Raw genomic sequence first — 19922 nt, 5'->3', positions numbered from 1 at the left:
TGGCGCAACTCGAACACTACCGAGAAGCGACCACAGGACGCGAAAAACCGCGTGGCGCGAATATATTGTTTTTGTTAAGAATATGCAGGCACCGAAAGAAGCTGCCGTCTCGTCGCTTTTTGTCATATGCGACGTCGCTTTCAAAAACAGATTTTTAGAGATCGAACGCTATGGATTGATCGACGCGTCTGAAAATTTCGCGCGACTGTGCCAGGAACCGAGGAACCCCAATATGGCAGACGATGAAATCATTCTCGAGGACCTTTCCGACGAAGAACTCGTGCAGCAGATGCACGACGACCTCTATGACGGCCTGAAGGAGGAAATCGAGGACGGGACCCACATCCTGCTCAAGCGCGGCTGGACCCCCTACGACGTCCTGACCCAGGCGCTGGTCGAAGGCATGCGCATCGTCGGCATCGACTTCCGCGACGGCATCCTGTTCGTGCCGGAAGTGCTTTTGTCGGCAAACGCCATGAAGGCCGGCATGACCATCCTGCGCCCGCTGCTCGCCGAAACCGGCGCACCGAAGCTCGGCAAGATGGTAATCGGCACCGTCAAGGGCGACATTCACGACATCGGCAAGAACCTCGTCGGCATGATGATGGAAGGTGCGGGCTTCGACGTCGTCGACCTCGGCATCAACAACCCGGTCGAGAACTATCTCGAAGCGATCGAGCGCGAGCAGCCGGATATTCTCGGCATGTCGGCGCTTTTGACGACCACCATGCCTTACATGAAGGTCGTCATCGACACGCTGAAGGAAAAGGGCCTGCGCGACGATTACGTCGTTCTCGTCGGCGGTGCGCCGCTCAACGAGGAATTCGGCAAGGCCGTTGGCGCCGACGCCTATTGCCGCGACGCGGCGATCGCCGTCGAAACCGCCAAGGACTTCATGAAGCGCAAGCACAACCGCCTGGCGGCTGGCTAAGGCTTCGGATCATCCGAAATGAAAAAGCCGGCCGCAGAAGTGAAATCCGCGGCCGGCTTTCCTATGTCTGTCGGGCTCGCTGCTCGGTCAGAGGCAGTGCACCGGATCCGCTCATCGTTTCAACGAAACACTGAACGGATCATGCTCCGTGGAGCGGCGCTCTTCGAGACAGCGTTAGTTGACGGAGTGTGCGACCTTCTTGCCAGCCGCCTGTGTCGCGTTGACCGTGTTTGCGGTATCTTGCCCGATGCCGCGGATGGTGTTGCCGCAGGCAGTGAGCGTTGAGAGGGCGACCAGGACGGCGCCGACGATCGCAAGACTCTTAACTTTCATGGTCAGGGTTCCTTCCCGCTATGTGCCAAATGGAATCAAGATGGAAAAAATATCGTCGCCAATAGAACGTGCACAACCGAAAAAAGTTCACGTGATCGGTTGTGGCGCCATCGCCCGCGAAATCCTGGCGATCTGCGATGCAAACGGGCTCGACCATATCGATCTCAACTGTCTGCCCGCCATCTGGCACAACACGCCGGAAAAGATCACGCCGGGCATTCGTGACGCCATCGCCAAGGCCCGCACCGAAGGCTTCGAGCGGATCTTCGTCGCCTATGCCGATTGCGGCACCGGCGGGCATCTCGACAGGTTGTGCGAGGAGGAAAAGGTCGAGCGCATCCCAGGCCCGCACTGTTATTCGTTCTTTGCCGGCAACGCCGATTTCGCAAAGCGCTGGGACGATCACATCACCGCCTTCTTCCTGACCGACTTCCTCGCCCGCCAGTTCGAAGCCTTCGTCATCGAACCGCTCGGTCTCGATCGGCATCCGGAACTGAGGGACATGTATTTCGGCCACTACCGAAAGCTGGTCTATCTCTCGCAGCAGGAGGAAAAAACCCTGCAGGAAAAGGCGAAGAAGGCAGCCGAGTATCTGGGCCTCGAATACGAATACCGCTTCACCGGCTATGGTGATCTGGCGACCTCGCTGCTAAGCGCGTGAGGCGGAGGCGCGCGGTGTCGCAGGTTGAGCCATCACACGCCGACCTTGCTAGCGCGCATTTACTCTGCCGGCCGAATGGCCGTTGCTACCGGCCCGCACGCCTTGTTCGGCCTCCCGCGCATAAAAGAACGCTGCACAACCTGCTGGCTACAAGTCCCCCCTTGGCCACAGGATTGCCTCATGAGCGCACCGCTTCCCGCCGAACTCGCCTGGTATGTCACTGGCCGCTTCTACGAGGCGAACGACGGCACCTTGGCGGACTACGGCTATTTCCTGCATCTGCCCTTGCCGGATGCCCGGATGTTTGACGGCGAACCGGGCGAAGCGACCGCGCATTTCACCTTCGCGGCGAAACCGTTCAAGGCGCAGGCGGCAACAAACGGTGTCCTGTCGCTCGGGCTTGATCCGGTCGGCGAATATTCGCTCTATCTTCAGCGCAAGCCTGCCGGAACCTTCGGCGATCCCGCCTCCTTCGCCGAGGGAGAATGCATCGCCACGTTCCGCCGGACGAGCCTCGTCGTGGGCGCCACGGTCTCCGACACCATCGGCGGGGCGACAGGAGCGCTGTTCGGCACCAATGTGTTTTCCGCCCGCCTGATCGCGAGCACTTCGTTCGACTTTTCTGGACGCCGCCATGATCTGGCGCACCATATCGGCGCGGGCATCACCCAGTTCGGCACGTCCGCCGCCACTGAGATCGAGCCGGCGCCGGCGGGCTACAAGCGCGTTCTGCCGTTTACGGGCTCAGCCATCGCCCTCGGCCGAGCCGGCTAGAACCGATCGCGACGCCGGAAGCAGCCGGCCCCCTTCCCGCCGACAGCGGGCAGCCACCGAACGCCAGTGGAAACGAGTACTTTACGCCAATCTCAATATAGGGTACCCCCCTATATAATATTGGAGTCACAGGCATGAACAATCATCACCACGACCATCATCACCACGACCATCATCACCACCACGATCACCACGGGCATTCGCATGATGAAGGCCGCGTGCTCGCGGCGCGCCATGATCACGTTTTCCTCGGAGGCAATCACGAGCGCAACGAGCGACGGACCTGGATCGTCATCGCGGTCACCGCAACGATGATGGTGGTCGAGATCGCCGCCGGTCAGGTCTTCGGGTCGATGGCGCTCGTCGCCGATGGCTGGCACATGTCCACCCATGCGGCCGCGATGCTGATCGCAGCGCTTGCCTATCTCTATGCGCGCAAGCACTCGAACAATCGCCGCTTCACCTTCGGCACCGGAAAGCTTGGCGATCTCGCGGGCTTCTCAAGCGCCATCGTGCTGGCGCTCATCGCGCTGTTGATCGGCTGGGAAAGCCTGCGCCGCCTCAACGCTCCGGTCACGATCGATTTCAGCGAGGCGATCCTCGTTGCCGTCGCCGGCCTCATCGTCAACCTCGTCTGCGCCTGGCTGTTGAAGGACGATCACAGCCACCATCACCACGACCACCATGGGCATCATCATGGACACCACCAGGCGCACCATGGCGGACAGGATCGAAACCTGCGCGCCGCCTATCTGCACGTCCTTGCCGACGCGCTGACCTCGGTTCTCGCCATCGTCGCCCTCGCTCTGGGCGCCATCTATGGCTGGCTGTGGCTCGATCCCGCCATGGGCATCGTCGGCGCGCTCGTCATCGCACGCTGGTCCTTCGGTCTCATCCGCGACACCGGCGCAACTCTGCTCGACTACCTCCCCGATGGCGAAGACCTGCCGGATGAGATCGGCGAGATCGTTGCCAAGGAAGATGCCGAGATCGTCGATCTGCACGTCTGGCAGCTCGGGCCGGGCCACCACGGCGCGATCGTCTCGATCGTTGCCGACAACCCGCGGGCGCCGTCCTATTATCGCGAGAAGCTTGCCGCCATCCACGATTTGTCGCATGTGACGGTGGAGGTGGAACCACGGGCCGCATAGCGGCGACGCCCGAAACCGGAGTATCCGATGACCCATACCATCCGCGAGAAACAGAAACTCATCAACCGGGTCCGGCGCCTCAGGGGCCAGATGGAGGCGGTTGAGCGGATGCTGGAAGAGGAAAAGGGCTGCGCCGAAGTCATGCAGGTGATCGCCGGCATCCGCGGCGCGGTCAACGGGCTGATGGCGGAAGTGGTCGAAGACCATATCCACATGCATCTGGCGGCCGCCGAGCTGTCGCAGAAGGACCGGGACGAAGCGGCAGCCGAACTGGTGGACGTGGTGCGCGCCTATATGAAATAGGGGCAAAAACCACGCGAATGCCCGTTTCGCGCTTCCGGCAGAGGGCCAAGTCCCATGCGGCGGAATCAGCGAACAGGTGCCGTGCGAGCTGATTTCGAACGGGTTTAGGGGTCAGGCCCGCATTCATCGGCGCATCGGCGCGGCTGCCCTAAGCCGCCCTAAGATCTCAGAATCGAAGCTCGATCACGTTGGGAGGGGTCCTGGTGTAATCGGAGTAGCGAATCCACCGCGGCTCGACCCGGAACACGACGGCGCCCTTCTCGACAAACTCCCTCTCGGCCGGAACGCTTTTGATATGCGCTTCCTGGTATCGCTCGAGATCATCGGCAGAAACCTTCGCTGCCTCGCCCTCATATTGAATTGTGATGCCGTTATCCCAGCCTATGACGAGCGCCACATGGCTCTGGTCGGAGAGATTGGCGAATTTGCGCGTGTGTTCGAACGTGTCGAACACGATTGCCAGGTCGTCGCGCACCGAAAAGTCGATGGCGGCGGCTTCGGGCCCGCCATCCCGGCTGCTGGTCGCGATCACGGCCAGGGTGTGCTGCCTCAGGAATTCGAGGATCATGTGTCTGGCTTGAATGTCGCCCATTGCTTCATCCTCCGGGATGACCGGGTGCGTTGCCGGTGGAAGCTAATTCGGTCCATGCTGCCAAGCTCAGCTTGACAAGGCGGTGGAGCGAGTCAAGGTGATTGCATGGCTATCGGCAACCATGCGGCGAACCGGCGGCAGCGCGGCGCCCTTGCCGTGAGGCCAGGCTGAAGAAGTTCACCACGCCTGTCGGAGGAGACAGCAGTGAAAGTCCTCGACTATGTGCCCTACGCCCTGGGATGCGCGGCCGGGCTGCTTCTGGCTCTGCTGATCGGTGCGATCTGCAACCTGACAGAAGACGTCGCACTGGTTGAATCCGTGGCTCTCGTCGTTCTCGGCGGCGGTGTGGCCGAATGGTACTGGAACCAGTTAAGCCGGCGGTAACGGGCAAGCCCGCATATCTGTGGCCCTGTTCATCCGCGGGGCCGCCATGACCGAAATCGCCAGTCCGAATCAAGCCGCAGGCAAGCGCCCGGGCCGCGTCGTCGTCGTCACGGCGGGCGGGGAAAACCCGTGGATCATGATCAATGCGCTCGCGGCGCGCTTTGCCGATGTGACCGTTTTCGAGGAACAGCCGGAATCAAAGGGCCTGTTCCTGCGCCGCCGAGCCCGCAAGCTCGGCTGGGTAACCGCACTCGGCCAGCTTGCCACCATGATCGCCTCGCGCTTCGGCAAGCGTTTCACCCGCAGGCGTGCCGAAGAGATCCTCGCCATCTACAAGGTCTCGGGGAAATCCGCCCCCTCGATCCCGATCAGATCCGTCGCCTCGATCAACGACGCCGATGCAATCGCTCAAGCGCGCGCGCTGAAACCCGATGTCGTCTTCCTGATCAGCTGCCGCATGCTGAAGGCAGAGACGCTGGCGGCGATGCCCTGCCCCGTCATCAATTTCCACGCCGGCATCAACCCGGCCTATCGCGGTCTGATGGGCGGCTACTGGGCGCGGGTCAACAACGACGTGGAAAACTTCGGCGCCACCGTGCATCTGGTCGATGCCGGCGTCGACACCGGGGGCGTGCTCTATCAGTCGCGCCAGAAGCCGGCCAGAAGCGATACGATGCACACCTATCCACTGCTCCAGACGGCGGCATCCACCGAGATCGCGATCGCCGCAATCACGGATGCGCTCGACGGAAATCTGCGGACCATCGATGTCGCAGGTCCGTCACGGCAATGGTTTCACCCACCGATCTGGACCTGGGTATGGAACGGCCTGACGCGTCGCATCTGGTAGGCTAAAACGCACCGCTTCCGTCGGCTGGCTGCGGCCTAAAAGCCTGATACTGCGGGCAATCCGTCCCGATCTCCGGCGCCTACTTGCCAAGTGTCAACCGGCACTTGCGCATCACCGCCAAGACGTCTGATATGGCATCCGCGCCAGCGTCGTTTTTGGACATATCCGACGTCGTGGCGAGATGAGCCCGGACGCCGGTACATGCGCATTGTCGCAGGACGAGGAGAACAACACCCCATGGCAGATCGCATTATCGTCTACTGGCGCGACATTCCGGCCCAGGTCATCATCAAGAAGGGCCGCACGACGGCAAAGCGCGAGCTGTCGCTGCGTTTCACCGAGGCGATCGACATGTGCGCCATGCGCACCGGAGCGGCTGAAACCGACGACTATCTGGCCGAATGGCGCAAGGCCGATCCGGTGCCGGTCTCCGACGATCTGGAAACGGAAGCCGACAGCGCCGCCGCCGAGCTCGAAGCCGCCTATGACCGCGAACGTCTGGTCGCACTCGTCAAGGCCGGAGGCCGCGACAATGGCTGATGCCAAATCGCCGAGCGAGCAGAAGATCCTGAAGGGCAACGCAGCACCTGGCGCCAAGGCCGCAACCGGCGCCTTCACGCCCTCAGGCGTGTCGCCGAGCCGCCGCTCGCGCCACAAATATACCGTCCGCCTCTGGGCGGTCCGCAACTCCCGCTTCCTCGAATGGTTCTACAACCGATTCGCCGACATCTTCCTTCTCCTTCACCCGCTGTGGAACGCACTTGGCTACGGCCGGGTCGAGCGCCCGGTGACTTTCGTCGAGCGCCACGTGAAGGGCTTCCTGTTCGACTGTCGCATGTGCGGCCAGTGCGCGCTGTCGTCGACGGGCATGTCCTGCCCGATGAACTGTCCGAAACAGCTGCGCAACGGCCCCTGCGGCGGCGTGCGCGCCAACGGCAATTGCGAGGTGGAGCCGGACATGCCCTGCGTCTGGGTGCAGGCCTGGAAGGGATCGCAGAACATGACGAAGGGCGACGCGATCATGAATGTGCAGAAGCCGGTCAACCAGTCGCTGCGCGAAACCTCGTCCTGGCTGCGCGTGACGGCGGAAGCCGCAGCGCGCCGTGAAGCGGCATCCAAGGAAGGCCAGGCATGAGCCCCGATATCAATCCCTTCGACCCCGGCGCACCGCTCGAGCCCCTGCCCGGCCATTCCTCCCGCGGCCGCCTGGAGCGCGTGCTGCGCCGGGGCGAGTTCGCCGTCACCGCCGAACTCAACCCGCCCGACAGCGCCAACCCGCAGGACGTCTACGAGCGCGCCGCGATCTTCGACGGCTGGGTCGACGGCATCAACGCAGTCGACGCGTCAGGCGCCAACTGCCACATGTCATCGGTCGGCATCTGCGCGCTGCTGACGCGTATGGGCTATGCCCCGATCATGCAGATCGCGTGCCGCGACAAGAACCGCATCGCCATCCAGGGCGACGTGCTCGGGGCGTCTGCCATGGGCGTGCAGAACATCATGTGCCTCACCGGCGACGGTGTGCAGGCCGGCGACCAGCCGGGCGCCAAGCCCGTCTTCGACCTCGATTGCATGTCGCTGCTCGAAACCGTGCGCATCATGCGCGACAACTCCAAGTTCCTCTCGGGCCGCAAGCTGACGACACCGCCGCAGGTGTTCCTCGGCGCTGCGATCAACCCCTTTGCACCGCCCTACGACTTCCGCCCCTATCGCCTCGCCAAGAAGATCGAGGCCGGGGCGCAGTTCGTGCAGAGCCAGTACTGCTTCGACGTGCCGATGTTCCGCGAATACATGAAGAAGGTGCGCGATCTCGGCCTGCACGAAAAATGCTACATTCTCGTCGGCGTCGGGCCGATGGCATCCGCCAAGACCGCCCGCTGGATCCGCTCGAACGTGCCGGGCATCCATATTCCCGATAGCGTGGTGGCACGCCTGGAAGGCGCGCAGGACCAGAAGAAGGAAGGCAAGCAGCTCTGCATCGACATCATCAACGAGGTAAAGGAGATCGAAGGCGTCTCCGGCATCCACGTGATGGCCTACCGCCAGGAAGAATATGTCGCAGAGATCGTGCATGAGTCGGGCGTCTTGAAGGGCCGCAAGCCCTGGAAGCGCGAGACGCTGCCCGCCGATCAGCTGGTCGCCGAGCGCCTGGAGCAGATCCGCGAAGGCAAGGAAGAGAACCAGCAGCAGATGGCCGAAGCCGCGGCCCATCATACGCATTGACCAGGAAAAGCCGGCACCGGTGACCCCGGCGCTATCATCGACTTCAAGGGCGTGGTTACATAGCGCCCGCCGCCACAGGACAAAGGACCCTGCATGACCCGGACCATCGTCGCTTCCGCCACCCGCGAGATCATCATCGGCTTCGACCAGCCGTTCTGCGTCATCGGCGAACGCATCAACCCGACAGGCCGCAAGAAGCTCGCCGCCGAGATGATCGAGGGTAACTTCGACACGGTCATCAAGGACGCGCTGGAGCAGGTTGCAGCAGGCGCGACCATGCTCGACGTCAACGCCGGCGTCACCGCCGTCAACCCGAACGAGACCGAACCGCCGCTGCTGGTCAAGACGCTGGAAATCGTCCAGGGCCTCGTCGACGTGCCGCTGTCGATCGACAGCTCCGTCACCGCCGCGATCGAGGCCGCGCTGCGCGTCGCCAAGGGCCGTCCGCTCGTCAACTCGGTCACCGGCGAGGAAGAGAAGCTCGAAGCGATCCTGCCGCTCTGCAAGAAATATGACGTGCCGGTCGTTGCCATCTCCAACGACGAGACCGGCATTTCCGAGGACCCGGACGTGCGCTTTGCCGTTGCCAAGAAGATCGTCGAGCGCGCCGCCGACTACGGCATCAAGCCGCACGACATCGTCGTCGACCCGCTGGTCATGCCGATCGGCGCCATGGGCACGGCCGGCCAGCAGGTCTTCGCACTGCTGCGACGCCTGCGTGAGGAACTGAAGGTCAACACCACCTGCGGCCTCTCCAACATCTCCTTCGGCCTGCCGCACCGCCACGGCATCAATGCCGGCTTCATCCCGATGGTCATCGGCGCCGGCATGACGTCGGCGATCATGAACCCCTGCCGTCCGCAGGAGATGGAAGCCGTGCGCGCCGCCAACGTCTTGAACGGCACCGACCCGAACTGCACCCACTGGATCAAGACCTACCGCGACCACAAGCCGGCCGAAGGCGGCCACGTCGTTGCCGCAGCAGCCCCTGCCGGCGCTGGCGGCGGTCGCCGCGGCGGTCGCGCGGCCCGCACAGGTGGCGCCGCTGCAAGCGAATAGGTCTGTCTCTGCGAACATACCTGGAAGGGAGAAGGACGATGAGAAGCCAACTGCGCCTCCTTGCCGTCATTCTCCCTTTGGCCGTTATCACCAGATACGCGTTGTTTGAGGATGCGGCCGAATTTCAGCGCTTCTAGGTGGCACTGCGGACCTATGTTGTACCGGTGATCATCGTCACTGCGGTCGTGCTTGGAGCAATCATCCTCGCCAGCGTCGCAAAGAAGGTCGATCTCGGGCCACAGGAGCGCGTGATCAAAACTTGCATCTGGGGCAGCTCAGCGATCCTGGCAGCGGCCTTTGCCTACGCATTCGCAGTCGTGAAGCTTGCCGGGACACAATAGCGGCGCACTTCATCGCTTCCATCTGCCAATGCAAACGTGGAGATCACCATGACACGCCGCCTTCGCCTCGATGCCGCAGCCCTCTGGTTCGAAGCCCCCTTCGTCATCGCCGTCCGGCTGCAGGAGATGCAGATGGCGGCACTGACCGGCAAGACGCAGGATGTGACCGAGCTTCACCGCATGATCTCCGAGAAGATAGCGGCCACGGCCGAAAGCGTCGTTGCCGTCAATGTCGCCCTCTGGAAAGCCGCCTTCGACAATACCGTCCGCCTGATGACCGGCGGCACCGCTTCGGGCCACGGCGCGGCGATTGCTTCCGCAGCGCTGAGGCCCTATGGCAAGAGGGTGCGCAGCAACGCCCGGCGTCTGTCGCGCAAGTAACCCTGACCGGCCACCGAGCCTATGCCTTAACTGTTTGAAACAGATGCTTCCATGTCGGGATTGGACAACTATCGGGCGGCGTTCCGGTGCAGTCTGAAACCGTTTAGCCGTGCTTCGCTCACGAGATGAAGCACCTTATCGGTGCTTCACTCCGGAGTTGAAGCGGACCTGACGAAAGACCCGAGTATGCGCATCGAAGGCACTTCCGAGATCGAGACCAACATGACCGAAGCCACCCAAAAGGAACCTCTGGTGCTGTTCATGCCTTCGGGCAAGCGCGGCCGCTTCCCGGTGGGCACCCCGGTTCTCGATGCGGCCCGCAAGCTCGGCGTCTATGTCGAAAGCGTGTGCGGTGGCCGCGCCACCTGCGGGCGCTGTCAGATCGAGGTGCAGGAAGGCAATTTCGCCAAGCACAAGATCGTCTCCTCGCTGGAGCACATCACGGAAAAGGGCGCCAAGGAAGAGCGCTACGAGAAGATCCGCGGCCTGCCGGATGGCCGCCGTCTCTCCTGCTCCGCCCAGATCCTCGGCGATCTCGTCATCGACGTGCCGCAGGACACCGTCATCAACGCCCAGGTCGTGCGCAAGGCCGCGACCGACCGGGTGATCGAGCGCAACGCCGCCATCCAGCTCTGCTATGTCGAGGTCGACGAACCCGACATGCACAAGCCGCTCGGCGATCTCGACCGCCTGAAGGTGATGCTGGAGAAGGACTGGGGCTGGAAGGATCTGCTGATTGCGCCGCACCTGATCCCGCAGGTGCAAGGCATCCTGCGCAAGGGCAACTGGGCCGTCACCGCAGCCATCCACCGCGACATGGATTCCTCGCGCCCCTTCATCGTCGGCCTGTGGCCGGGCCTGAAGAACGAGGCCTATGGCGTTGCCTGCGACATCGGCTCGACGACCATTGCCATGCATCTGGTGTCTCTGCTTTCGGGCCGCATCGTCGCGTCTTCGGGCACGTCCAACCCGCAGATCCGCTTCGGCGAAGATCTGATGAGCCGCGTCTCCTACGTGATGATGAACCCGGATGGGCGCGAGGCGATGACCAAGGCCGTGCGCGAGGCGGTCAACGGCCTGATCGGCAAGGTCTGCGCCGAGGGCGAGGTCGACCGCCACGACATCCTCGACATGGTCTACGTCGCCAACCCGATCATGCATCACCTGTTCCTCGGCATCGACCCGACGGAACTCGGACAGGCGCCGTTCGCGCTCGCCGTGTCCGGCGCGCTGCAATACTGGGCGCATGAGATCGACATCGACGTCAACCGCGGCGCCCGGCTCTACATGCTGCCCTGCATCGCCGGACATGTCGGCGCCGATGCGGCAGGCGCCACGCTCTCGGAAGGGCCCTATCGCCAGGACAAGATGATGCTGCTCGTCGATGTCGGCACCAATGCCGAAATCGTGCTCGGCAACAGGGACCGCGTCGTCGCCGCCTCGTCACCGACGGGGCCTGCCTTCGAAGGCGCGGAAATCTCGTCGGGCCAGCGCGCCGCCCCCGGCGCGATCGAGCGCGTGCGCATCGACCCCGCAACGCTGGAGCCGCGCTTCCGCGTGATCGGCGTCGAAAAATGGTCCGACGAAGAAGGCTTTGCCGAAGCCGCGGCTAGCGTCGGCGTCACCGGCATCTGCGGCTCGGCGATCATCGAGATCGTCGCCGAGATGTATCTCTCCGGCATCATCTCCGAGGATGGCGTCGTCGATGGCGCAATGGCGGCAAAGAGCCCGCGCATCATCCCGAACGGCCGCACCTTCTCCTATCTGCTGCATGACGGCGAGCCGCGCATCACGGTGACGCAGAACGACATCCGCGCCATCCAGCTCGCCAAGGCCGCCCTTTATGCCGGCATCAAGCTCTTGATGGAAAAGCAGGGCGTCGATCATGTCGACACCATCCGCTTCGCCGGCGCCTTCGGCTCCTTCATTGACCCGAAATACGCGATGGTGCTCGGCCTCATCCCGGACTGCGACCTCGAAGACGTGAAGGCCGTCGGCAACGCGGCCGGCACCGGCGCGCTGATGGCGCTCCTGAACCGCGGCCACCGCCGCGAGATCGAGCAAACCGTCAGCAAAATCGAGAAGATAGAGACGGCGCTTGAATCAAAGTTTCAGGAGCATTTCGTCAACGCCATGGCCATGCCCAACAAGGTCGACGCGTTCCCGAAGCTCTCGGCCGTGGTCACCTTGCCCGAGCGCAAGGTGACGGCGGATGATGGCGAGGGTGGCGGCAGGCGGCGGAGAAGAAGCCGGGAGTAGTCCGGTAACCATTCCACGCAGTCGCTAATCTCTGCCGTGTCGAAATACGACAACCGCCGTATGTCCTCGTTCTCACCACAGGTCTACGCCGAGGTCGGCGCGCCTTTGCGCGTGCCTTGAACCAAGGAGAGACCAATGAAGATCATCATCGCGATTGCGGCATCGCTTGCATTTGCCGGGTCCGCCTTCGCTGCGGGTTCGCTGGCGCCCGCCGATAATCAGCCAGCTGCGAAGGCCATGAAAGCAATCGAGCTGGCCGCCGGCAGCGGAAAAACCAACACGACGCCGGGCCTTGGCAGTTCCAGCCGCCCGCGCGGCAAATCCCCGTCTTTTGGCTGATGCAAACGAAGGGCGGCATCGGCCGCCCTTCGTTCCCTGAAAGTGAACCCTGACGCACCGGCGAAAGTCGTCGTTCGGTCACGCATCGGGCCACCTTGCTCGTTGGTGAATGTGGACACTGGAGATTTCAGCTTGCCTTAAATCCGGCGGCAGGCGACGGTCTGATCAAACCTATTCTTTGAACTGGCATCCAAAACCGATGAACGACAAAATTCTCGATACCCTGACCGGCATGTATTTCACCGTCGACGATCCGGATGGAACCTACGGCACCGGCCAAGTGATCCGGCTTGCCGCCGAAGGCATCTATTTCATCCGCTACGACGGGAACGAGGTGGAACTGCCGATGGAACTCGTCTCGATCGGCGAAATGCTGCAGACCACAGAAGAGGACTACAAGCTCTGGCGGTTCTTCGACACGATCGAGGAACGGGACAAGTGGATCGAGTGGCTGGACGCACCGTCGAAGCCAAGGGTCATCTCGCTGGTGCGACCGACACCGACGCCAACCAAGTAACCGACCCGACCCGGCGACAATTGCTCCGAGCGCGTGCGATCGGAATCTTGCAGCCCGGTCGCCGCATGAAGGCGGCCACCGGGGTTCGAGCCGATGGCCGTCGTCAATCAGGAGCGCCGCTCAATAATAGGGCGACACGCATTCCTGGCGCGGCCCGTAATAGGGCTGGAACGTATTGTCGTAGGCGTTGTACGAACGATAGCGGTCATAGCACCATTGCACGTGAGCAGACGGCGCGTTGGAATAGACCCTGCGGGGTGGCTGCGCGATCGCGCCACCGATGACCACGCCAGCCCCGAAGGCGGCCAGCGGATACCACCAACCGTCACTGTGGCGGCGGTATCCATCGCGACGGTAACGGTAACCCTCGTAGCCATTGTAATAGCCGTAACGTGGGCCTGCATTGTAGCGGTTGCCGCCGTAGCGGTAGCCGTCGTAGCCGCGCTTGTGCGGCGGGCCGCCGTAGTGACCTGGCTTGTGGTGGACCAGCTCGACCGGTTGGGTGGCGGCCTGCCCCACCTTAACGGGCGACATGGGCACGGCCTGCGCCGAGACCGCCGACAGTGCCGTAGCCGCGGCTACGAGGACTGCACCTATTCTCTTCATGACTTCATCCAACAGTTATTCGTCGTGGCATTTTCCGGAACTCGCCATGAACGTGGGATGAACGTGCGCGGCGTGGCGCTACATCAGGTCTTAACGCACGGCTAACCTTGGCTAGATCTCGGGTCCGCCATCATCGTCGAAATACGGCAGCTGCCGTATGTCACCAAGGTGCTGCCGGCGCTAAGCCAAGGCGCTCGCGCCTGATGCGCGTGGCTTGAACCGAGGACACAACTCATGAAGATCATCATCGCCGTGTCGGCATCGCTCGCTCTTGCGGGCTCCGCCTTCGCTGCCATTTCGCCAGCATCCGCCGAAAAGCATCCCGCAGCCAAAACCGTTGGAACAGTGGAACTGGCCGGCGGGGTCAACAAGCCCGGAAGCCTCGGCAAGAATGGCAAGATCAATGAGAACCGCCAGAGAGGCAAGGTATCGAAATACGACGATTGACGGCATTGAGGGCGGCTGGGGCCGCCCTCAATGTCTCACGCTGGCTATGGATCCATTGCGTCTGATTTCCTGCCCTGCACAGTGCCGGCCGATCGGCTGCCCCGCCTCGCCCGGCCCCGCCTCACCCGATCCTCACCGCAAACGCCCCGAGCAGCCCCGCCCAGCCGCCTTCGGAATCGAGCGAGTTGCGGGCCTCCTCCGCTTTGGCGCCATAGTTCTGGAGGTCGCGATGCTCGAGCCGCACTGTCGTGCCGCCGGCGTCCGCCGGGTCGAACGTCACCTCCACCTCGGTGCGGAACTCCTCATCGAAGGTCCATTCGGCATTGAGCTGCCAGGCAAAGAGGATGCGCCTCGGCGGCTCGTAGGCGAGCACCCGCCCCCAGTCCTTCTCCTCGCCCGACATGCCGATTTCATACCAGCGCCCGCCGACCCGAGGCTCGACGACGACGGTCTTCTGCCCGCTCGTGGTCAGGCTATGGGTCTTCAGCCACCAGTCGCCCATTCGGGCCGTGAAATTCTCGAAGACGCGCTCTGCTGGGGCGCTGACGGTGACGGATTTCCGCACCGGGGCTGGCACGATCACTTGCATGCGCTGCCTCCCATTGATCGTCATAGGCGATCGTCATAGGTCGCAAGTCCGCGGGTCACACGGTTGTGGCTGACCGCCATCCTCTGAACCAAACATTGGATGTTCATCGATCATCGAGCAGGCGGCAAGCTTTTACCAGCAGAACCGATCAAGCCCTTTCCCGCAATTATCAGGCCGATTGGATCGGCGGCACGTGAAGTCGGCCAATCGACGTCAGGCAGAAGCGCTATGCAGACAACAAAAAAGGCCGGGGCGAAACCGCACCGACCTTCCTCATCATCGCTCTTACACCAGTGCCAGTACATCCGTGGTCAAAAGTCTAAAGCGACGCGGCAATTGCGAGCGGCGAGAATTTTCAGCGCTCATAAGCAATACCGATGTCCGGGTATATAGGGGGCGATTGTGTTCGAAACAAGGTCGGAAATGACGAAACCGCCGCGCATTGGATGGAACGCGCGGCGCTTGCGTTGATGGCGGTGGTGACCGGCTTTACTGCGGCGTCAGGTCGAAGCCGAACCACTTTTCGGACAGGCGCTTGATGGTGCCATCGGCCTTGGCAGCGGAAATCGCGTCGTCGAACAGCGCCTTCAGCTCTGGGTCGCTCTTGCGTAGGCCGACGGAGCTGCCGGCGCCGAGGAAGCCGCCCTGGAAGCGGGGGCCGGTGATGACCATATCGCTGTTGGCGGGCTTTTCGACTGATGTCTTCAGGTAGCCCATGGAGGCCATGACGAAATCGACGCGGCCGGCGACGAGATCGAGATCGTGCTGCTCGGTCGTCTTGTACTCGCGCACCTCGACGACGCCCTTCAGATATTCGTCGATGAAGCGCGCCGCGATCGAAGCGGTCTGGACGCCGATGGTCTTGCCCTCGATCAGCGGCTTCAGCTCGTCGATCGCCTTGCGCGCGCCTGCCTCGTTGGAGGTGAGCGAGAACAGCTCACCCTTCATCGGCAGCGTTTCGAGATCGCCGCCCTTCAGCGTGGCGAAGGCCTGGCCGGTGCTGCCATAGGATATCGAGAAGTCGATGACTTCCTTGCGCTTCTCGGTGGCCGACATGCCGGCCATGATCGCATCGAACTTGCCGGCGTTGAGCGCCGGGATCATGCCATCGAAGGACTGGGCGATGACGGTGCACTCGACCTTCATATGGTCGCAGAGGATCTTGCTGAGCTCGATCTCGTAGCCGTCGAGCGTGCCGTCCGCCTTGGTGAGGTTATAGGGCGGAAAGGCGCCTTCGGTGGCGATCGTCACCTTCGTCCACTTCTTGTCCTCGGCCTGCGCCGGCATGGACATCAGCCCCGCGGCGACGGCAAGTGCCGACGCCATGATTGCGGTCGTCTTCTTCATTACAGCATTCCCCTTTTGTGGATGTTGATTGGTCGTTCTCTTGCGATTGCCCGGCCGCAGCCGGCGCAATCAACTCTTGATGAACTGGCGGAAGCGTTCGGACTTCGACCGGGTGAAGACCTCGTGCGGCGGCCCCTCCTCCTCGATCGTGCCCTTGTGCACGAACACGACGCGGCTCGAGACATCGCGGGCAAAGCCCATCTCATGGGTCACCACCAGCATGGTGCGCCCCTCCTCCGCCAGACCGCGCATGACGCGCAGCACTTCGCCCACCAGTTCCGGGTCGAGCGCCGAGGTCGGCTCGTCGAAGAGCATCGCCTTCGGGCGCATCGCCAGCGCACGGGCGATTGCGGCGCGCTGCTGCTGGCCGCCGGAGAGATGCGAGGGATAGTGGTTGCGCTTGTCGGCAATGCCGACCTTCGCAAGCAGCGCCTCCGCCTCCTCGATCGCTTCCGCCCGCGGGCGCTTCAGCACATGCACCGGCGCCTCGATGACGTTTTCGAGAACGGTCTTGTGGGACCAGAGATTGAAGCTCTGGAACACCATGCCGAGTTCGGAGCGGATGCGGTCCACCTGCTTCTGATCGGCCGGGCGGCTGCGCCCATCGCTGGACGTCTTGAGCCGGATCGCCTCGCCGGCAACCTCGATCGTGCCCGAATTCGGCACCTCCAGCATGTTGATGCAGCGAAGCAGCGTCGACTTGCCGGAGCCGGAGGATCCGAGGATGGAAATCACCTCACCCTCGCGCGCATCGAGCGACACGCCCTTCAGCACCTCGATATGGCCGAAGCTCTTGTGAAGGTCGTGCACGCGGATCGCGACCGGCGTGGTAACGGCGGCAGACATGTTCAATGGGTTTCTCCCTTGAGTTCGGCCGAGATCGGCAGCGGCGCGCGCAGTCGCGGGTTGAACCTGTGTTCGGCAAACGCAACGAGCCGGGTCAGCGCGAAGTTGATGGCGAGATAGATGACGCCGGCGACGACGAAGACCTCGATCACCCGGTAGCTCTCCGAGATGAGCTTGGCGGCGACGCCGGTGATTTCCATCAGCGTGATGATCGAGGCGAGCGAGGTCGCCTTGACCATGGAGATCATCTCGTTGCCGTAACCGGGCAGCGCCTGGCGCAGCGCCTGCGGCATGACGATGCGGCGGAAGATCATGAAGCGCCCCATGCCGCAGGCCCTTGCGGCCTCCAGCTGGCCGTGCGGCACAGAAAGCAGGCCGCCGCGGATGATCTCGCTGGCATAGGCAGCCGTGTTCAGCATCAGCGCCAGCACCGCGCACCAGTAGGGCTCGCGCAGAAGCGGCCAGAAGATGCTGTGACGCACCGCCGGAAACTGGCTGAGGCCGTAATAGATCAGGAAGATCTGCACGAGCAGCGGTGTGCCGCGGAAGAGGAACACGTAAGTGCGAGCAAAGAGATCGAGCGCGAGGATTCCCGAAAGACGGGCGAGCGCCAACCCGAGAGCCAGCACCGAACCGAGCGCGATCGATGTCGCGGCAAGCTCCAGCGTCAGCGGCAGGGCCGCCGCCAGGCTCCAGAAGGTTTCGAGGGCAAACCGGATATCCATCAACCCCTCCTGACGCCACGCGAGAACCGGCGCTCGGTGACCTGAAGAACGAGGCCCGAGACTGTGGAAATGGCGAGATAGATCATCGCTGCGATGAAGAAGAAGTCGAAGGGACGGCTGGTCGATCCGGCACCGATCTGCGCCTGGCGCAAGAGTTCAACGACACCGGTGACCGAGACCAGTGCGGATTCCTTCAACACCACCTGCCAGACGTTGCCAAGGCCCGGCAGCGCATAACGCAGCGTCAAGGGCGCGGTGATACGGCGGAACTTGAGAAGCCGCCCCATGCCGCAAGCGGTTGCCGCCTCCAGCTCGCCCGGATGCACGGCGCGAAACGCGCCGCGATAGACCTCGGTCTGCTGGGCGCCGGAGGTGATGCCGACGGCAAGCGCACCGGCGATGAAGCCAGGGAAGCTGACGAAGCCCTCCGCACCGAACAATTGGCCGACGGCCGTCACCACGGCGCTGCCGCCGAAATAGAAGAGATAGATGACCAGGAGGTCGGGAATGCCGCGAAGCACGGTGGTATAGGCCTCGGCGCAGCCGCGAACGACCGGGCCGCCGGAGATCTTCGCCCAGGCGCCGAAGGTGCCGATGAGACCGCCGATCGCAAAGCCGGCGACGGCGATCAGGATAGTCATCCAGGCGCCGGCGGCAAGCGCCGGCCCCCAGCCGTCCGGCCCAACGCTGATGATGTCAAGGAAACCGGGCTCAGTCATCGCAGCGCCTCCCTTCGCGTGTCGATCGATGACTTAACCATGGTTCACCCCGGGGATCGGCAGTTTCACGTCGCCGACCCCGGGGATCGGCGGATCGACATCGTCAGGAATGGGATTGACGAAGGGCGTGCCCTCCAGCCGTGCCGCGTGGTCCGCCTTGGCAGCAGTGATGAGCGCGGGATCGAGGATCAGCTCCACCGCCGTGCTCGCCATCACCTTGGCCGCATGTTCCATGCCCTTGTGCGCGGCCGGCAGCTTGCCTTGCGCGACCAGCTGCCAGGAATGGCCGGGCGTACCGATCGCGTAGGTCGCGCCGCGCATCTGCACGGTCGGCACCACCCAGCTCACCGTTCCGACATCGGTGGAGCCAACGAGCGTGCCGGCGCCGTTTTCCGGCGGAAAGATCGTGTCGCAGAGCGAAACGCCCCGCCGCAGCTTCAGGCCGAAACGCTCGAAGGCCGAGGCGATATCCTCGCCGGTAAAGGTCTCCTGGAACTTTGCCGCCATCCGCCGGTCGTCCTCGTCGAACTCAGGCGGGCCCAGATGCTCGAGCTGGCGATGCATCAGCGCTTCGAGCGGCGTGTTGCCGATCAGGTTGGCGTCGCCGCTGACGATCTCGTCCGTGACCGTGGTTCCGGTCATCATCGCTGCGCCCTTGGCGACGCTGCGCACCCGTTCGACGAGGTCGAGCAGTTCCGGCAGGCTGCGGGCGCGCACGAGATATCGGGCCTTGGCCCGGGCCTGCACCACATTCGGCGCGTTGCCGCCCGTATCGGTCACCGCATAGTGGATGCGCGCCGACGACGGCACGTGCTCGCGCAGGTAGTTGACGCCGACATTCATCAGCTCGAGCGCGTCGAGCGCGCTGCGGCCGAGATGGGGCGCCGCCGATGCATGCGACGCCCGGCCGCTGAAGCGGAAGTCGAGCTCATTGCAGGCAAGCGAGATCGGGTTGTTGACACCGGCAAAGGGTGCGGGATGCCAGGAGATGGCGACATCGACATCGTCGAAGACGCCGGCGCGCACCATGAAACCCTTGGACGAGCCGCCCTCTTCCGCCGGGCAGCCGTAATACCGCACCCGCCCCTTGATGCCCTTGGCAGCGAGGTAATCCTTGACGGCGGTCGCCGCCATCATCGCGCCGGCGCCAAGCAGATTGTGGCCGCAGCCATGACCGTTACCGCCTTCGACAAGCGGCCGCTCCTCAGCGACGCCTGCTTCCTGACTCAATCCCGGCAGCGCGTCGAACTCGCCGAGAATGGCGATGACCGGTCCGCCCTCGCCCGCCTCGCCCATCACCGCCGTCGGCATGCCAGCAATGCCGCGCGACACACGGAACCCTTCGGCTTCCAGCAGCGCCGCGTGTTCAGCCGACGAGGAAAACTCCTCGTAGTTGGTTTCCGGCGTATCCCAGACCCGGTCGCTGAGCACGAAAAACCGCTCGCGCTTGGCTTCGAGAAGGTCCCAGACGGCATCCGCATTTTTCATCGTTTCTTGACTTCCGCAACAATAGTAACCAGAATTGGCGCCAATTTATGATAACAT

At 63.2% G+C, this 19922-nt stretch carries 26 protein-coding genes; 17 read left to right on the top strand and 9 right to left on the bottom strand.

The window, feature by feature from the left end:
* The first annotated feature begins 232 nt into the window (after positions 1-232).
* Complete coding sequence (locus AB4Z53_RS17740) at positions 233-931, top strand: corrinoid protein (RefSeq protein WP_057254147.1); 699 nt, start codon at positions 233-235, stop codon at positions 929-931.
* A 174-nt stretch (positions 932-1105) separates the two neighbouring features.
* On the opposite strand, the gene AB4Z53_RS17735 is transcribed toward AB4Z53_RS17740, so the two are convergent.
* Positions 1106-1264: an entericidin gene (locus AB4Z53_RS17735; RefSeq protein ID WP_223727657.1), complete on the bottom strand. Its 159-nt coding sequence runs from the start codon at positions 1262-1264 to the stop codon at positions 1106-1108.
* A gap of 40 nt (positions 1265-1304) precedes the next feature.
* On the opposite strand from AB4Z53_RS17735, the gene AB4Z53_RS17730 reads away from it, so the two are divergent.
* The 4 genes from AB4Z53_RS17730 (at position 1305) to AB4Z53_RS17715 (ending at position 4153) form a co-directional block, all read left to right on the top strand.
* Complete coding sequence (locus AB4Z53_RS17730) at positions 1305-1925, top strand: DUF1638 domain-containing protein (RefSeq protein WP_441596820.1); 621 nt, start codon at positions 1305-1307, stop codon at positions 1923-1925.
* Between the two features lie 180 nt (positions 1926-2105).
* Positions 2106-2699, top strand: coding sequence for a hypothetical protein (locus tag AB4Z53_RS17725; RefSeq protein WP_441596818.1), 594 nt, complete (start codon positions 2106-2108; stop codon positions 2697-2699).
* Between the two features lie 134 nt (positions 2700-2833).
* A complete protein-coding gene (gene dmeF, locus AB4Z53_RS17720; protein ID WP_441596816.1) occupies positions 2834-3850 on the top strand; it encodes a CDF family Co(II)/Ni(II) efflux transporter DmeF in 1017 nt (338 codons plus the stop codon).
* A gap of 27 nt (positions 3851-3877) precedes the next feature.
* Entirely contained in the window at positions 3878-4153 is a 276-nt protein-coding gene (locus AB4Z53_RS17715; RefSeq protein WP_113539306.1) for a metal/formaldehyde-sensitive transcriptional repressor, read from the top strand.
* Between the two features lie 166 nt (positions 4154-4319).
* Here the strand turns inward: AB4Z53_RS17715 and AB4Z53_RS17710 are convergent, their stop codons facing one another.
* Positions 4320-4745, bottom strand: coding sequence for a pyridoxamine 5'-phosphate oxidase family protein (locus AB4Z53_RS17710; RefSeq protein ID WP_441596815.1), 426 nt, complete (start codon positions 4743-4745; stop codon positions 4320-4322).
* 204 nt (positions 4746-4949) lie between these two features.
* Between AB4Z53_RS17710 and AB4Z53_RS17705 the strand changes: the two genes are divergently transcribed.
* The 11 genes from AB4Z53_RS17705 to AB4Z53_RS17655 all read left to right on the top strand — a co-directional run bounded on the left by AB4Z53_RS17705 (position 4950) and on the right by AB4Z53_RS17655 (position 13098).
* Positions 4950-5129, top strand: a complete 180-nt coding sequence (locus AB4Z53_RS17705) for a hypothetical protein (RefSeq protein WP_113539305.1) — start codon at positions 4950-4952, stop codon at positions 5127-5129.
* 46 nt (positions 5130-5175) lie between these two features.
* Positions 5176-5979 carry a formyl transferase gene (locus AB4Z53_RS17700; RefSeq protein WP_223727662.1) on the top strand — a complete coding sequence of 268 codons (804 nt, stop codon included), beginning with the start codon at positions 5176-5178 and terminating at the stop codon, positions 5977-5979.
* Positions 5980-6216: 237 nt separating this feature from the next.
* Complete coding sequence (locus tag AB4Z53_RS17695; protein WP_113539304.1) at positions 6217-6519, top strand: virulence factor; 303 nt, start codon at positions 6217-6219, stop codon at positions 6517-6519.
* Positions 6512-7114 (top strand): methylenetetrahydrofolate reductase C-terminal domain-containing protein, encoded by a 603-nt coding sequence (locus tag AB4Z53_RS17690; protein WP_441596812.1) that lies wholly within the window; start codon positions 6512-6514, stop codon positions 7112-7114. The genes AB4Z53_RS17695 and AB4Z53_RS17690 overlap by 8 nt, the downstream gene beginning before the upstream one ends.
* A complete protein-coding gene (locus tag AB4Z53_RS17685) occupies positions 7111-8202 on the top strand; it encodes a methylenetetrahydrofolate reductase (RefSeq protein ID WP_441596810.1) in 1092 nt (363 codons plus the stop codon). Before AB4Z53_RS17690 ends, AB4Z53_RS17685 begins: the two co-directional genes overlap by 4 nt.
* A gap of 93 nt (positions 8203-8295) precedes the next feature.
* Positions 8296-9261, top strand: a complete 966-nt coding sequence (locus AB4Z53_RS17680) for a methyltetrahydrofolate cobalamin methyltransferase (RefSeq protein WP_113539301.1) — start codon at positions 8296-8298, stop codon at positions 9259-9261.
* Between the two features lie 137 nt (positions 9262-9398).
* Positions 9399-9602, top strand: a complete 204-nt coding sequence (locus AB4Z53_RS17675) for a hypothetical protein (RefSeq protein WP_162768846.1) — start codon at positions 9399-9401, stop codon at positions 9600-9602.
* Between the two features lie 48 nt (positions 9603-9650).
* Complete coding sequence (locus AB4Z53_RS17670) at positions 9651-9983, top strand: hypothetical protein (RefSeq protein WP_113539300.1); 333 nt, start codon at positions 9651-9653, stop codon at positions 9981-9983.
* 186 nt (positions 9984-10169) lie between these two features.
* On the top strand, positions 10170-12242 hold the full coding sequence (locus tag AB4Z53_RS17665; protein ID WP_441596808.1) for an ASKHA domain-containing protein: 2073 nt from the start codon (positions 10170-10172) through the stop codon (positions 12240-12242).
* A 135-nt stretch (positions 12243-12377) separates the two neighbouring features.
* Positions 12378-12581 (top strand): hypothetical protein, encoded by a 204-nt coding sequence (locus AB4Z53_RS17660; RefSeq protein WP_113539298.1) that lies wholly within the window; start codon positions 12378-12380, stop codon positions 12579-12581.
* Positions 12582-12780: 199 nt separating this feature from the next.
* A complete protein-coding gene (locus AB4Z53_RS17655) occupies positions 12781-13098 on the top strand; it encodes a hypothetical protein (protein WP_113539297.1) in 318 nt (105 codons plus the stop codon).
* A gap of 120 nt (positions 13099-13218) precedes the next feature.
* On the opposite strand, the gene AB4Z53_RS17650 is transcribed toward AB4Z53_RS17655, so the two are convergent.
* Positions 13219-13704: a BA14K family protein gene (locus AB4Z53_RS17650; RefSeq protein ID WP_223727666.1), complete on the bottom strand. Its 486-nt coding sequence runs from the start codon at positions 13702-13704 to the stop codon at positions 13219-13221.
* Between the two features lie 234 nt (positions 13705-13938).
* Between AB4Z53_RS17650 and AB4Z53_RS17645 the strand changes: the two genes are divergently transcribed.
* Entirely contained in the window at positions 13939-14151 is a 213-nt protein-coding gene (locus tag AB4Z53_RS17645; protein WP_441596806.1) for a hypothetical protein, read from the top strand.
* 121 nt (positions 14152-14272) lie between these two features.
* Here the strand turns inward: AB4Z53_RS17645 and AB4Z53_RS17640 are convergent, their stop codons facing one another.
* The 6 genes from AB4Z53_RS17640 to AB4Z53_RS17615 form a co-directional block, all read right to left on the bottom strand.
* Positions 14273-14740: an SRPBCC family protein gene (locus tag AB4Z53_RS17640; protein WP_441596804.1), complete on the bottom strand. Its 468-nt coding sequence runs from the start codon at positions 14738-14740 to the stop codon at positions 14273-14275.
* Between the two features lie 489 nt (positions 14741-15229).
* Positions 15230-16087, bottom strand: coding sequence for a transporter substrate-binding domain-containing protein (locus tag AB4Z53_RS17635; RefSeq protein WP_441596803.1), 858 nt, complete (start codon positions 16085-16087; stop codon positions 15230-15232).
* Between the two features lie 69 nt (positions 16088-16156).
* Positions 16157-16933: an ABC transporter ATP-binding protein gene (locus tag AB4Z53_RS17630; RefSeq protein WP_441597010.1), complete on the bottom strand. Its 777-nt coding sequence runs from the start codon at positions 16931-16933 to the stop codon at positions 16157-16159.
* Positions 16934-16935: 2 nt separating this feature from the next.
* On the bottom strand, positions 16936-17658 hold the full coding sequence (locus AB4Z53_RS17625) for an ABC transporter permease (protein ID WP_441596801.1): 723 nt from the start codon (positions 17656-17658) through the stop codon (positions 16936-16938).
* On the bottom strand, positions 17658-18377 hold the full coding sequence (locus AB4Z53_RS17620; RefSeq protein ID WP_441596799.1) for an ABC transporter permease: 720 nt from the start codon (positions 18375-18377) through the stop codon (positions 17658-17660). The genes AB4Z53_RS17625 and AB4Z53_RS17620 overlap by 1 nt, the downstream gene beginning before the upstream one ends.
* Before the next feature lie 33 nt (positions 18378-18410).
* Positions 18411-19865, bottom strand: coding sequence for a M20 family metallopeptidase (locus tag AB4Z53_RS17615; RefSeq protein ID WP_441596797.1), 1455 nt, complete (start codon positions 19863-19865; stop codon positions 18411-18413).
* Between the last annotated feature and the right edge of the window lie 57 nt (positions 19866-19922).

Source organism: Ensifer sp. 2TAB8, assembly GCF_052115125.1.
Lineage (GTDB): Bacteria > Pseudomonadota > Alphaproteobacteria > Rhizobiales > Rhizobiaceae > Ensifer.
Note: the sequence above shows the minus strand (reverse complement) of the source record. Positions and strands in the feature narration are given on the sequence as shown.